General features: G+C 37.6%; 13 protein-coding genes. 8 read left to right on the forward strand and 5 right to left on the reverse strand.

What is annotated here, in order from left to right:
* Nucleotides 1–367: 367 nt before the first annotated feature.
* From ACTWQM_RS19895 to ACTWQM_RS19905, 3 genes are all read right to left on the reverse strand, one after another.
* Nucleotides 368–850, reverse strand: coding sequence for a YkyB family protein (locus ACTWQM_RS19895; protein WP_443259876.1), 483 nt, complete (start codon nt 848–850; stop codon nt 368–370).
* 122 nt (nt 851–972) lie between these two features.
* On the reverse strand, nt 973–1,548 hold the full coding sequence (locus tag ACTWQM_RS19900) for an SCO family protein (protein ID WP_443259877.1): 576 nt from the start codon (nt 1,546–1,548) through the stop codon (nt 973–975).
* Nucleotides 1,549–1,669: 121 nt separating this feature from the next.
* The gene (locus ACTWQM_RS19905) at nt 1,670–2,518 is read right to left on the reverse strand and encodes a metallophosphoesterase (protein ID WP_443259878.1); all 849 of its coding nucleotides are present in this window, start codon (nt 2,516–2,518) and stop codon (nt 1,670–1,672) included.
* Nucleotides 2,519–3,246: 728 nt separating this feature from the next.
* Between ACTWQM_RS19905 and fadH the strand changes: the two genes are divergently transcribed.
* Nucleotides 3,247–4,014: a 2,4-dienoyl-CoA reductase gene (gene fadH / locus ACTWQM_RS19910; RefSeq protein ID WP_443259879.1), complete on the forward strand. Its 768-nt coding sequence runs from the start codon at nt 3,247–3,249 to the stop codon at nt 4,012–4,014.
* Between the two features lie 45 nt (nt 4,015–4,059).
* Here fadH and trhA read toward each other — a convergent pair whose 3' ends face one another.
* Nucleotides 4,060–4,695, reverse strand: a complete 636-nt coding sequence (trhA, locus tag ACTWQM_RS19915) for a PAQR family membrane homeostasis protein TrhA (protein WP_443259880.1) — start codon at nt 4,693–4,695, stop codon at nt 4,060–4,062.
* Between the two features lie 432 nt (nt 4,696–5,127).
* Between trhA and cbpB the strand changes: the two genes are divergently transcribed.
* From cbpB to ACTWQM_RS19940, 5 genes are all read left to right on the forward strand, one after another.
* Nucleotides 5,128–5,586 (forward strand): cyclic-di-AMP-binding protein CbpB, encoded by a 459-nt coding sequence (cbpB, locus tag ACTWQM_RS19920; protein WP_443259881.1) that lies wholly within the window; start codon nt 5,128–5,130, stop codon nt 5,584–5,586.
* Between the two features lie 737 nt (nt 5,587–6,323).
* Nucleotides 6,324–7,784 (forward strand): MDR family MFS transporter, encoded by a 1,461-nt coding sequence (locus tag ACTWQM_RS19925; protein WP_443259882.1) that lies wholly within the window; start codon nt 6,324–6,326, stop codon nt 7,782–7,784.
* A gap of 68 nt (nt 7,785–7,852) precedes the next feature.
* Nucleotides 7,853–8,572, forward strand: coding sequence for a 2,3,4,5-tetrahydropyridine-2,6-dicarboxylate N-acetyltransferase (dapD, locus tag ACTWQM_RS19930; RefSeq protein ID WP_443259883.1), 720 nt, complete (start codon nt 7,853–7,855; stop codon nt 8,570–8,572).
* 14 nt (nt 8,573–8,586) lie between these two features.
* Complete coding sequence (locus ACTWQM_RS19935; protein ID WP_443259884.1) at nt 8,587–9,702, forward strand: N-acetyldiaminopimelate deacetylase; 1,116 nt, start codon at nt 8,587–8,589, stop codon at nt 9,700–9,702.
* Nucleotides 9,703–9,771: 69 nt separating this feature from the next.
* On the forward strand, nt 9,772–10,023 hold the full coding sequence (locus ACTWQM_RS19940; RefSeq protein ID WP_443259885.1) for a YkuS family protein: 252 nt from the start codon (nt 9,772–9,774) through the stop codon (nt 10,021–10,023).
* 62 nt (nt 10,024–10,085) lie between these two features.
* Here the strand turns inward: ACTWQM_RS19940 and ACTWQM_RS19945 are convergent, their stop codons facing one another.
* Nucleotides 10,086–10,907: a mechanosensitive ion channel family protein gene (locus tag ACTWQM_RS19945; protein WP_443259886.1), complete on the reverse strand. Its 822-nt coding sequence runs from the start codon at nt 10,905–10,907 to the stop codon at nt 10,086–10,088.
* A 253-nt stretch (nt 10,908–11,160) separates the two neighbouring features.
* Between ACTWQM_RS19945 and ACTWQM_RS19950 the strand changes: the two genes are divergently transcribed.
* Together ACTWQM_RS19950 and ACTWQM_RS19955 are read left to right on the forward strand one after the other, a co-directional pair.
* A complete protein-coding gene (locus tag ACTWQM_RS19950; protein ID WP_443259887.1) occupies nt 11,161–11,703 on the forward strand; it encodes a peroxiredoxin in 543 nt (180 codons plus the stop codon).
* A 108-nt stretch (nt 11,704–11,811) separates the two neighbouring features.
* Nucleotides 11,812–12,264 (forward strand): TlpA family protein disulfide reductase, encoded by a 453-nt coding sequence (locus ACTWQM_RS19955; RefSeq protein WP_443259888.1) that lies wholly within the window; start codon nt 11,812–11,814, stop codon nt 12,262–12,264.
* Nucleotides 12,265–12,586 lie beyond the last annotated feature (322 nt).

Consider the following 12,586-nt stretch of genomic DNA (forward strand, 5'->3'; position numbering starts at 1 on the left):
GGAAATAGTCTAACCAAAACGGTTAACCCATAAAAAGAAGTAAAAACGGCTTCTTGTATTAAGTATGCCCAAAAAAGGGAAAAACAGCTTGGGACTTGACAGTTTTGTTCATATCAGCGGAATGAGGTTCCGCCAAACAATCGGAGTGGATCCTCATTCCGTTAATAAATGGATTCTTCAGTAACAGGGGCGAAATGTATAATAATTAACATACGATCTCTATTGTTATTAGCATTTTCTCTTCCAAAACTGACCCCGTTAGCAGTACAGGCGCTTTCTAAACAAGTTAAGAAAGTATAAATCCTTTCTTACTGCATAAGTGCAATGAAGGCTTTCACCATTAAAGCTTGGCGATAAGCCAAGTTTTCTAATAATTGCGGTGTGTTTTGGTAGGAGGCCATTCCATTTTCCCAAGAGAAGAAGGGGTGAAATAAGAAGATGTATATCTTTTATGTGACCCACGGTGCTGTTTTTCTGCTGGGTGCCAATTTATATAGTTATAGACGATTTTTTTCGCATGTGAAAGTGACATCTTTGTTTGAGGATTTCGGTAGCTTGAATCAAGTTCACCTAAATGTTCAAGTCTTTTGAAGTCATCTTTTGTTGGGGGGATATGAAAAAAATAGTCGTCAACTTTTACTAGAAGTGTAGAATGCTGATTACTAAACTTTGGATGGTTTGAAAAGTGTAAACCAACTTTTTGTGCACGTTTTTCTTTTAACAAGCGATTAATTGCTTCTTTTTTAATAAAATAGAGATGCTTTGGTTCTGGTGCGGTCTTGGCATGACGATTAATGGTAAAGAGTGCTTTGGCAATTTCGCTTAAAGGAATCGATTGTTTTCCATTCATTGAATTCTCTCCTCTCTAAATTAATAGAATTACTTCTATATATCGTATCGTAAAGCTTGTCCTATTGCAATATTTTAGAAAACTGATTAAAAAAGAAACAGGGCAGGGCCTGTTTCAGCTTATTAGCTCATATCTTCAATATCCTGAACAATTTTTTCCATATTTTCTTGTTCTCTGCCATCATAGCCTTTGATGGCATTTCCTTCTGGTGTCACAATGAAAAATCTGGTTGAATGCATTACCTGGTTTGAGCCTGCAACCTTTTCAACTGCAGATTTAAAGGATTTTATTGATAATTCTTTAATAGTCTCAAAGTCATATCCGGTAAGCAAATGCCAATTGTCAAACGTACCACCACGTGCCTTGGCATAAGACTTAAGGATTTCCGGGGTATCATTTTTAGGATCAACACTAAATGAAACGAGTTGAACTTCTTCTTCAAGTCCAGCCTCTTTTAATTGTTTTTGAAGATCTGCCATATTTGAAGTCATCGGTGGGCAGACAGTAGTACAGTTTGTAAAGATAAAATCTACCACCCAAAATTTACCTTCCATATCACTTTTGCTAACCTGTTCGCCATCCTGGTTCGTAAACGTAAAATCCTTTACCGCGTATGAATAGTCACCTTCATATTTTTCACCGCATGCACTTAATATAACAACCAATAATAAAGGAATTATAATTTTAAAATTTGACATATGTATTTTTCCTCCTAATTCAAATCGTAACAAGTGTAGCATGTTATTAGCAAAAAGACTATGAACAAACTGTTACAATTTAAGGTTGTTAGCGGCGGTTACTTTACAGCTTTAAAAATACTTAGTTTCTTAATGTAAAGGTATGAATCTCCGGTTTGCATAGGAATCGATACGGTAATCGGGTTGTGCCTAATCCCCTGTTCACGTATAGCGTTAACTTTTCGTTCTGTAATATGTGTTTTCCTTGTACATACTTCTCTGCATACATAGGAGTATATAAATGTCCAATAAAAGGAAGGCGAACCTGTCCGCCATGACTATGCCCTGATAGCTGAACATCTACAGGGAAGTGAACTGTCGTATCGGCAAAATCAGGCTCGTGTGCAAGCAATAGTGTAAATAGGTTAGGATCTGAATTTGCTAATGTTTTTTCTAAATCAGGATTGCCAAGCATGACATCATCTATACCAGCCAAGGCAATTTCTTCGTTATTTATTTTAATTGAAGTATAGCTGTTCTTTAACAGATGAAATTCTGCTTTGTCCATGACATCCTTTACGATGTCAGTCCCATAACCACCATGATCATGGTTGCCGTAAATCCAGTATTTCCCATGATTTGCTTTGAGCTTTCGTAGTGTTTTAATAAGTTCGTTGTTCCAGTTATACGTGTGCGGTTTATCGACAAGGTCTCCAGTAAACACGATTATATCCGGATTCTGGGCATTTATTGTTTTTACAAGCTCAGCAAATTGGTCGAGTGAATAATGATAACCAATATGTGTATCTGAAAACTGTATGATTTTAAAGTTGTTAAAAGATTTGGGGATCTTGGATGACGATAGAATTTGCTGGTTGATGTCAAGCATTGTTGGTTCAATCTCCCGTGCATAATAATAAGTACCCCCGCTTAAGCCAACCAGAGCTAGTAGACTTCCTATGGATTTTTTTAAGAAGGTACGTCTGTTCATATATGTCAAACCTTTCACCGGTTTTAAATTCTTTTTATTAGGCTTTATTGCCTTTTAATCTTCGCAATTGATGTTGACTACCACACGGTCCGGAAAAATACTTGAGTGCTATGATACCGCTTCGGAAATACACTCCGCTTTCGTGGCGGTTGGCAAGTCTCCTCGTGCTTGATTTTTAGATAAACTTAATGGTAGTGAGCGTTCTTGGTGAGCGAGGCAGACTAAGTACGCCACGTCCTATTCGTCGGAGGATCATGGTGAGTCCTAGGTGCGAGTATATTTTTGTTGAGTGGCTAGAGAGCCACACTAAATACTACGAATCAGTTATCCATATTCTGTAGGGTATTTTACATCTAACTTATGTTTTTATATTTTGACAAAGCTACAATCTTTTAAAAAAAAGCTTTTTCATTATTTTCTCGTATGATATTAATCATACCTTATTTTTATATGAGATTAAATAAAAGTTTGATAGAACGATTCATTATATTTACAGTTATTTTTTTGACTTTTGTGATTGTTATAAATATGATTATAACTATAGACGGATGTTGTTCTCCAAATGAGTGATGTTAGAAAACCTGATTGCTAGTGAAGGAAATATACGAAGAGCTGTGAAGGAAAATGAAGATGATGGGTTCCTTCAATGATTGTTCTTTGCGATCAATGAGGCAATACAAATTCTAAAGTAAGCGTAGTGCAGCAAAACATACGAAAAGAGGGATTATATGAGAGGTAAAACAGTTATTGTAACAGGAAGTTCTAGTGGAATGGGGAAGTATATGGCAGAAAAGTTTGCTGTTGAGGGTGCGAATGTTGTGCTTACAGGCAGAAATGATGACCGATTACAAGCGACTAAAGAGGAACTGGATAAAAATTCAACCGGTGAAATATACACCGTTTCAATGGATGTAAGAAATCCTGAAGACGTGGAACGGATGGTCAAGAAAACTGTCGAAAAATTTGGCTCAATTGATCATCTTGTAAACAATGCAGCCGGTAATTTTATTGCTGCAGCAGAAGATCTTTCAGTGAATGGTTGGAATTCCGTAATTGACATCGTGTTAAACGGCACTTTTTATTGCAGCCGGGAGGTAGGAAATTACTGGATTGATAATGGAATTAAAGGGTCAGTTATTAATATGGTTGCGACTTATGCTTGGAACGCCGGAGCGGGTGTTGCCCATTCATCTGCAGCAAAAGCAGGGGTCCTTAATCTGACACGAACGTTAGCGGTGGAGTGGGGGACAAAGTATGGTATCCGTGTGAATGCAATTGCCCCGGGGCCGATTGAGCGTACTGGTGGTGCTGAAAAATTATTTGAATCAGAAAAAGCTGCGAAACGCACCGTGAACTCAGTCCCGTTACAGCGGTTGGGTAAGCCGGAGGAAATCGCTGACCTTGCACACTTTTTACTATCCGACAAGGCTGCTTACATTAATGGGGAAGTCATAACAATGGATGGGGGACAATGGCTTAATAAGTTCCCATTTTAATATTAAGGCGTGCTGTCCAGTGGGATAGCACGCCAGCTTTGCAGTTTATATAACATAGTAAAATACAGTAAAGAAGTGAAAAACGGAACCTGCCAGGACGAATAAATGCCATATTGCATGGTGATAAATAAATCCGCGCCATATATAAAAGACAGCCCCTAGTGTATAAAACAGACCACCAATGATTAATAGCAGCATACCTGTTCCATCCATAATTGCCGTAAGTGGATTCCATACAAGGGTTATTAACCAACCCATCAAAACATAAAATAGTGTTGACAGAACAAGGAATTTTTTTACGAAAAATATCTTGAAGACAACTCCGATTAATGCAATTCCCCATACAGTACCAAACAATATCCAGCCCAATTCATCGCGTAAATGCACAAGCAGGAATGGGGTGTAGGTACCTGCGATAAACAAATAAATAGATGAATGGTCAAAGATTTGGAAGATATCTTTCCATTTTCCTTCAGGCAGGCTGTGAACAACAGTTGATGATAAATACATTATTAGCATTGTTGTTCCGAATATTGAAACGGAAACAATTTGCCAGGGGTTTCCGTTAAGTGAAGCAAATATAATCAATAATACAAGTCCAGCAATACTTAATATTGCACCGAACCCATGTGTAATAGCATGGACAATTTCTTCTTTTTTGGTGAAAGTGTGTATTTCCAAATTACGCCAGCCTCTTTCTGTTCGACATATTATTATTGTATACTGAAATTAGTATAAAACCAGTTACAAAAGTCACTAATTCAACTCGTTCTGATTAGTACCTGTACCCATATATTCACAAAAATATATACTAAAAATTTTCCGATATATTATAAATATGCAGGAACTATATATGTTTCTCGAACATTAACTATGGTAAACTAAGGATGTGGATATAGGTTATAACTCCTTTTTTGTAGGTAAGTAAGTATAAAAAAATTCTTACTGCATAAGTGAAACATAGCATTTGCCATTAAGGCCTGCACTCCAGAGTATAGGGATTTCTAAGAAAGCAAAAAACACTTTCATTAGAGTCCTTTTACGAATGTCAAGTTTTCTAATAAGTCTATTTCAAAAAAAGTTTGTTGCTAGTATTTAAAGGAGCGATTTAGTATGAGTACGATACAAGATAAGCAATTAACAGATATTACAGTAGCAGATATAATGATATCATCTGAAAAAGTTGCCCATGTTCAGCTGAATAATCCATTGGAACACGCATTATTAGTATTGGTGAAATCCGGTTATTCTGCTGTCCCAGTATTAGATGCATCTTATAAGCTAGTAGGAACAATTGGTAAGACAATCATTTTGAATGAAATTTTAGGTTTAGAACGATTTGAGATTGAAAAACTTTCTGATATGCGCGTTCATGAAGTAATGAACACAGATATACCATCCCTATCAAGAGACGATTCATTTATGGATGGGTTAAAAGCAGTTATTAACAATACATTTGTTTGTGTTTCCGATGAAGAGGGTTATTTTGATGGAATCGTAACAAGACGTGCTATTCTAAAACAAACAAAACGAGATTTTTATACAAACAAAAATGACCAATCATTAAATTGAGTTATTGCTGCACCCTTGCAGAACTATAATGCGTAGGGTGTTTTTTAATTTGGAACTCAACTTTCGTATCTATAGTATAAGGTCAAACAGCTATCTTGATAATCTCAGAACGTTTTTAATTATTGCCTTGACAACATTGATAAAAGTTTTTTTACACATAAGATATAAAAAGCGACGTAACTGCTAGAATAATCTCTAAAAACCTCTCGTCCCGCCGTCCGGGGTCGCTGCGGGCGGATGCTTTCCGCGGGCAACGCTTCAGTTTCCTCGGAAGCCAAAACCGCTTCCTGCGGGATCTTCAGCTGTTGCTTCTCCCGCAGGAGTCACCGCCCTCCGCTCGCCCGGACTAGTGTAGTGCTGTCACACAATTATTCTATAGCGATTCCTACTCCAGTTAACAGCGAAGGAAATACACGTAGACTCCTGTGGGAATGAGGCCTAGATGAGACTACGCAGCGACGTAGGAGCAAGAAGGCTCATCAGCCGCACTAGGTGCGCGAAGTGTATTTCCGCAGCGGACTGAAATTATTTTTCCACAGTACGCCGCATCATATATCAAATACGCACCATTATTCCAAAGTCAACTCAAGTAGTGTATCTTCAGCCTTTTATGCGTTCAATTTACGCTGCGAAAGTTGAGTTTGGAAGAATAAATAATTATGAAACCTAAAATGAATCCTTTCTAATAGAAGAAGCTGTGATAGCCTATGGTAACCAGTCTTAAAAAAATAAAAACGATGAAACGACCATTTGTATTAGCAGCCGTAATGCTTGGCATGTTTTTAGCTGCAATAGAGGCGACAATTGTTGCAACAGCAATGCCCAGCATTGTAGCAGATCTTGGCGGCTTTTCACTTTACAGTTGGGTGTTTTCTGCGTACTTACTGACTAATGCCGCTACAGTTTTAATATTTGGCAAGCTTTCTGATATTTTCGGAAGAAAGCCTATTTTTATGATTGGCATTTCCGTTTTTCTGACAGGTTCTACGCTCTCGGGTTTTAGTGAATCCATGACAATGCTAATCATTTCACGGTTTATTCAAGGCGTTGGTGCAGGTGCATTAATGCCAATGGCAACTACGATAATTGGTGATATTTACAGTAAAGAAGAACGGGCTAAAATCCAAGGACAATTGTCTAGTGTATGGGGCATATCTGCTGTTACCGGACCGTTGCTTGGTGGTTTTTTGGTCGATGTCTTAAGTTGGCGTTATGTCTTTTGGATGAATATTCCATTAGGTATTCTTGCTATGCTAGGGATATTTTTCTTTTTCCATGAAAATATTGCAAAGCAAAAGCGTTCGGTTGACTACCTCGGATCGGTGTGGATTGTAATAGCTATTACATCGTTGCTCTTCATTTTAGTAGAAGGTGGGATTGGAATCCCGTGGAATTCTGCTTCCATGTACGGTCTTATTTGTTTGGCTGTTGCAGGGTTACTTTTATTTGTAATCCAAGAACGGCGGGCACTGGACCCGATGATGCCGTTTGAAATTTGGAAACATCGAATAATCAGTATAGCAAATTTAACTTCGCTGACCACTGGAATGATTCTCATTGGTGTCTCCAGTTACTTACCTGCTTTTGTACAGGGAGTTATGGGCTATTCTGCAACAGTAGCAGGATTTACGTTAACAACAATGTCTATTGGGTGGCCTATTGCAGCTATGGCTGGTGGAAGGCTTTTGCTGGTAATAGGATATAGAGCGACTTCATTAATTGGTGGTACATCATTAATTATTGGAGCACTATTGTTTTTCCTGTTATCACCTGATAAAGGTCCGGTATGGGCGGCTGCAGGGTCGTTTTTTGTTGGAGTAGGTATGGGTTTGACAAATACATCTTTTATTGTAGGAATACAAAATGCAGTCAGATGGGAAAAACGTGGGATTGCAACTGCTGCAAATATGTTTATGCGCTCGATTGGCAGTGCACTAGGCGCGGCATTACTTGGAGGTTTGTTAAATAGCAGAATCCAAACCTTTATTCAGAATGAAGGGCTGGAAAGCAAAGTCTCAGTCGATACGGCAAACAGTTTATTGGATCCACAGCAAAATGCCTCACTTTCACAGAAGGTTACATCTGTATTGCAGGAAGGTCTTACTTCAGGATTACATCTTGTTTATACTGGCCTATTAATACTGGCAGTGATCAGTTTTATCCTAATTTATTTTTTGCCAAAAAAAGGACAGGAATAGCTTGTTCTTGCGAGTGATTGTGTGGTCTGCTAAAGTAAAATAAATACATAAAATTGGAGGAAGAGAATATGAAAATGATGGATGCAAACGAGATTATTAGCTTTATTTCAAATAGTACAAAGAGTACACCTGTAAAAGTATATGTTAAAGGTGACCAATTGAATGAATTAAAATACGGTGAGTCAATTCAGTCATTTGTTGAGAAAAATAGTGGTGTCTTATTTGGACAGTGGAAGGATATTCAATCCTTTTTGGAAAATAATAAAGAGCAAATTGAAGATTATGCAGTGGAAAATGATCGCAGGAATTCTGCCATTCCATTACTTGATTTAAAAGAGATTAATGCACGAATTGAGCCTGGAGCTATTATCCGTGACCAAGTTGAGATTGGAGACGGAGCAGTTATTATGATGGGCGCAAGCATTAATATTGGTTCAGTTGTTGGAGAGGGCACCATGATTGATATGAATGTTGTTCTTGGTGGTCGTGCTACTGTTGGAAAAAATTGTCATATTGGTGCCGGAACAGTGCTTGCTGGTGTTATTGAACCGCCTTCAGCAAAACCGGTTGTCATTGAAGACGAAGTAGTTATTGGTGCCAATGCAGTTATTCTGGAAGGAGTAACAGTAGGCAAGGGATCAATTGTAGCTGCTGGATCAATTGTTACAAAAGATGTTGAACCAAATACATTGGTTGCAGGTACACCGGCTAAAGTATTAAAAGAAATCGATGATAGTACTAAATCAAAAACAGAAATCAAACAAGAGCTTCGTAAATTAGATAACTAAAGCAGGGGATTAGCATGAATTTAGTAGAAATAAGAAGGGAACTGCACCAAATTCCCGAGTTGGGTTTTCAGGAATTTAAAACACAAAGTTATTTACTGGATAAGATTAATGCAATGCAAACAGATAGGGTAGAAGTAAAAGAATGGCGAACTGGTATCCTGGTCCGTGTTTCAGGAACTAACCCTAATCAAACGATTGGATACCGCTGTGATATGGATGGCTTGCCGATTACAGAACGCACAGATTATCCATTTCAATCCACACATGAAGGTCAAATGCATGCTTGCGGACATGACTTTCACATGACGATTGCTTTAGGATCACTAAAACACATTATTGATCATCCGGTTGAAAATGATGTTGTATTCCTGTTTCAACCCGCTGAAGAAGGACCTGGTGGCGCATTACCAATGATGGAGTCAGATAGTTTTAAGGAATGGAAGCCGGATGTTATCTTTGCTTTACACATAGCACCTGAGCTATCTGCAGGAACAGTGTCCAGTCGCCCGGGATTATTATTTGCAAATACGAGTGAATTGTTTCTTGATTTTTCAGGCAAAGGGGGACATGCTGCATACCCACACTTAACTAGGGATATGACTGTTGCAGCAAGCTCCTTTGTTGTGGAATTACAGCAAATTGTCGCAAGAAACCTTAACCCATTGGAAAGTGCTGTCGTTACAGTTGGGAAGATGGAGAGTGGGTTTGTGCAAAATGCAATTGCTGAGTCAGCAAGATTGGAAGGTACCATTCGCACACTAGAAGCTGCTACCATTAATGTAATAAAGCAAAAACTGGAGCGATTGATTCAAGGATTTGAGATTTCCCATGAATGCAAGATTGCTGTTGATTACGGTGCAAATTATTATCAGGTATACAATGAACAGGAGTATGTTGATATATTTGCTGAAGCTATGACAGCTAATAATATTAATTACCAAGAGGCAAATCCTGCAATGACTGGAGAAGACTTTGGTTATATGCTAAAAGATATTCCAGGATTCATGTTCTGGCTTGGCGTTGATTCTGTATCTGGCTTACACAATGCCCAATTAAAGCCTAATGAAGATGCACTTGAGATAGGTGTCGATGCTGTTATAAATACAATACAAGCCATTTACGCCCGTTAATTACTGTATATCATTTTATCTTCTGGAAAAACTAGATGCGTAAGCTTTGTATCTGGAGGAGGTAAACGAATGGCGCGTATTGGTGTTGAAGAAAGTCTGTCAGACGTTAAGGATGGTCTGATGGAAATGGGACATGATGTAGTTGATCTGCACTCAGAGGATGACACTGAATATTGTGATTGCTGTGTTATTACAGGTCAGGATAAAAATGTTATGGGTATGTCTACAACAAGTATTGCCGGCCCTGTAATTAATGCAGAAGGTTATAGTGCAGAAGATGTCTGCCAAATGGTAAATCAGAAATTAAATGGAAACGAGTAAAATAGTAAAACCCCAGTTCGCATGGTACTGAACTGGGGTTTTTCGCATTTAAAAAAGTAAAGTTACTTTTCTTTTTGAATATTAACCTGGTGTGGAAATGGTATCTCAATATTTGCCTCATCAAATGCTTCTTTTATTCGTTTAAGCATATCGCGTTGGCATCCGAACTGTTCTCCATTTTCAGTTTGTCCCACAACACGGAGGACAACATCTGAAGAACCCAAACTTTGAACACCTATTGGGTTAGGGCCATCCTTAAAACGTTCATCCTGCTGGAATTCAGCACAGACCTTTTCCAATAAACTAATCGCTTCATCAATATTTTCATCATAACTAATTCCGATATCAACCAGTGCACGCATATTTCCACGTGAATGGTTGGCAACACCTATGATTTCACGGTTCGGAATAAAATTTAATGTTCCATTAAAACTGCGGATTTTTGTAGTTCGTAAACCAAGTTCCTCTACAATCCCATCATAGCCACCAGCTGTTATATAATCGTCAACTTCTACTTGCCGCTCAAGTAATAGGAAAAACCCTGTAACAACATCACTTACAAGTCCCTGTGCACCAAACCCAATTGCTAAACCAACAACACCTGCACCTGCAAGTAGAGGTCCAATTGGAATAGTAAAGATTGCAAACAACATAACAATAAATACAAAAATCATCACATAGGAAAACAGATTGACTAATAGCTTTTCAAGCGTCTTCACACGACTTTCTGATATTTTTTGATTAGAGCCAGCCTTGTTTATTGTTCGCTCGATAATTTTTTTGCCAATTGGAATAAAAATAATAAAAGCTAAAATAAGTAACCCAATCTTTAACCCAATATTTATCATATTAGATAAATCTACATGCATTCCGTAAATTTCCATATTATGTATCTTCCTTCCAGTATTTTAGTATATCAAAATTGACAGACTCTATTAAATTACCACAATTTATTAATTTATAAACCATATACCTTTTTTAAATGGTTATAAAGGAGGCGATTTTTGTCAATAATAAGAACATATTATGTCATTTATATGTACTTTTAAAAAAGACTAACGTTCTGTATTGACTGGTTTAAAGGGTATTCTATAATTAAAATTAGAACGAGAAAATATTTAATCGGAGGGATTACATATGGCAGAAAGAATGGTAGGAAAGCAGGCTCCGCGGTTTGAAATGGACGCTGTAATGCCTGATAAGGAATTTGGTAAGGTGAGTTTAGAAGAAAATATGAAAAATGATATGTGGACAGTACTTTTCTTCTATCCAATGGACTTTACATTTGTATGCCCAACAGAAATAACTGCAATGTCAGATCGGTATGATGAATTTGAAGATTTGGATGCAGAAGTAATAGGTGTATCAACCGATACTATTCATACACATAAAGCCTGGATTAATACGTCACGTGATGATAATGGGTTGGAAGAGTTAGGTTATCCACTAGCTGCAGACACAAATCATATTGTCTCCAAGGATTACGGGGTATTAATTGAAGAAGAAGGTGTTGCTTTACGCGGGCTATTTATCATTAATCCGGAAGGTGAATTACAATATCAGACAGTATTTCATAATAACATTGGCCGGGATGTTGATGAAACGCTACGTGTTCTGCAGGCTCTTCAAACAGGTGGACTTTGCCCTGCAAACTGGAAACCAGGTCAGGAAACATTATAGAAAATTAATCATATATAATAATTGTATAAATTTGTTAGAGCTGGCTCATAGCATACAATTTGGAAATTGGAGCCAGCCTTTTTTGCATATTAATAGGAGGTAGACATTATGAGGTTAAGAGATCAAATGCCCGAATTAGAAGGAGCTACAAAATGGTTTAATAGTAAGGCGATTAAAAAAGAAGCTTTAATCGGAAATAAACCAACACTAATTCACTTCTGGTCTGTAAGCTGTGGAACTTGTAAAGAGGCAATGCCAAAAATAAATGAATTCCGTGACGAATACAAACAAGATTTAAACGTAATCGCAGTTCATATGCCACGTTCTGAAAAAGATTTGGATCTTGATCAGATTAAAAAAGTTGCGAATGAACATGATATTACACAGCCTATATTTGTTGATAACGATCATACATTAACAGATGCTTTTCAAAATAAGTATGTACCTGCTTATTATGTATTTGATAATCATGGGAAATTAAGACATTTTCAGGCTGGTGGAAGCGGGATGAAAATGCTTCGCAAGCGCGTAAACAGAGTATTAGGTAAAACAGACAAATAATCGATGGTTAGACAGTCCTTATTTTTTAAATAATGGTTTAGCAGAATGATCGGGCAGGTCACTGATCATGAATGAGGATTCAAGGGAGCGGATCGTGGTTCCGCTAAATGGGTAAAAAAGCCGTCCCAGAAGGTTAAAGCGGTTCCTGGTTCCGTTATTTACCTAATAACAATAACAAATGTGGTTGAAAAGGGTAAATAGCTACTATGAACAAAACTGGCTCCTTAATCGTAAAGTCGTGGGTTAATTTGGTAGACTGTTACTAAGAAAGAAAAACCCAAATCAGAGCCACATTACGAAAGGAGCCTTACTATGAATAATA

The sequence above is a fragment of the Virgibacillus sp. L01 genome (assembly GCF_052246775.1).
Taxonomy (GTDB): Bacteria; Bacillota; Bacilli; order Bacillales; family Amphibacillaceae; genus Lentibacillus.

Bases quoted from the DNA above. Each gene is read 5' to 3' on its own strand.
- ACTWQM_RS19925 (WP_443259882.1), top strand. From the start codon at position 6,324: ATGAAACGACCATTTGTATTAGCAGCCGTAATGCTTGGCATGTTTTTA.
- ACTWQM_RS19895 (WP_443259876.1), bottom strand. From the start codon at position 850: ATGAATGGAAAACAATCGATTCCTTTAAGCGAAATTGCCAAAGCACTC.
- ACTWQM_RS19955 (WP_443259888.1), top strand. From the start codon at position 11,812: ATGAGGTTAAGAGATCAAATGCCCGAATTAGAAGGAGCTACAAAATGG.
- ACTWQM_RS19940 (WP_443259885.1), top strand. From the start codon at position 9,772: ATGGCGCGTATTGGTGTTGAAGAAAGTCTGTCAGACGTTAAGGATGGT.
- dapD (WP_443259883.1), top strand. From the start codon at position 7,853: ATGAAAATGATGGATGCAAACGAGATTATTAGCTTTATTTCAAATAGT.
- ACTWQM_RS19945 (WP_443259886.1), bottom strand. From the start codon at position 10,907: ATGGAAATTTACGGAATGCATGTAGATTTATCTAATATGATAAATATT.
- cbpB (WP_443259881.1), top strand. From the start codon at position 5,128: ATGAGTACGATACAAGATAAGCAATTAACAGATATTACAGTAGCAGAT.
- ACTWQM_RS19900 (WP_443259877.1), bottom strand. From the start codon at position 1,548: ATGTCAAATTTTAAAATTATAATTCCTTTATTATTGGTTGTTATATTA.
- ACTWQM_RS19935 (WP_443259884.1), top strand. From the start codon at position 8,587: ATGAATTTAGTAGAAATAAGAAGGGAACTGCACCAAATTCCCGAGTTG.
- fadH (WP_443259879.1), top strand. From the start codon at position 3,247: ATGAGAGGTAAAACAGTTATTGTAACAGGAAGTTCTAGTGGAATGGGG.
- ACTWQM_RS19905 (WP_443259878.1), bottom strand. From the start codon at position 2,518: ATGAACAGACGTACCTTCTTAAAAAAATCCATAGGAAGTCTACTAGCT.
- ACTWQM_RS19950 (WP_443259887.1), top strand. From the start codon at position 11,161: ATGGCAGAAAGAATGGTAGGAAAGCAGGCTCCGCGGTTTGAAATGGAC.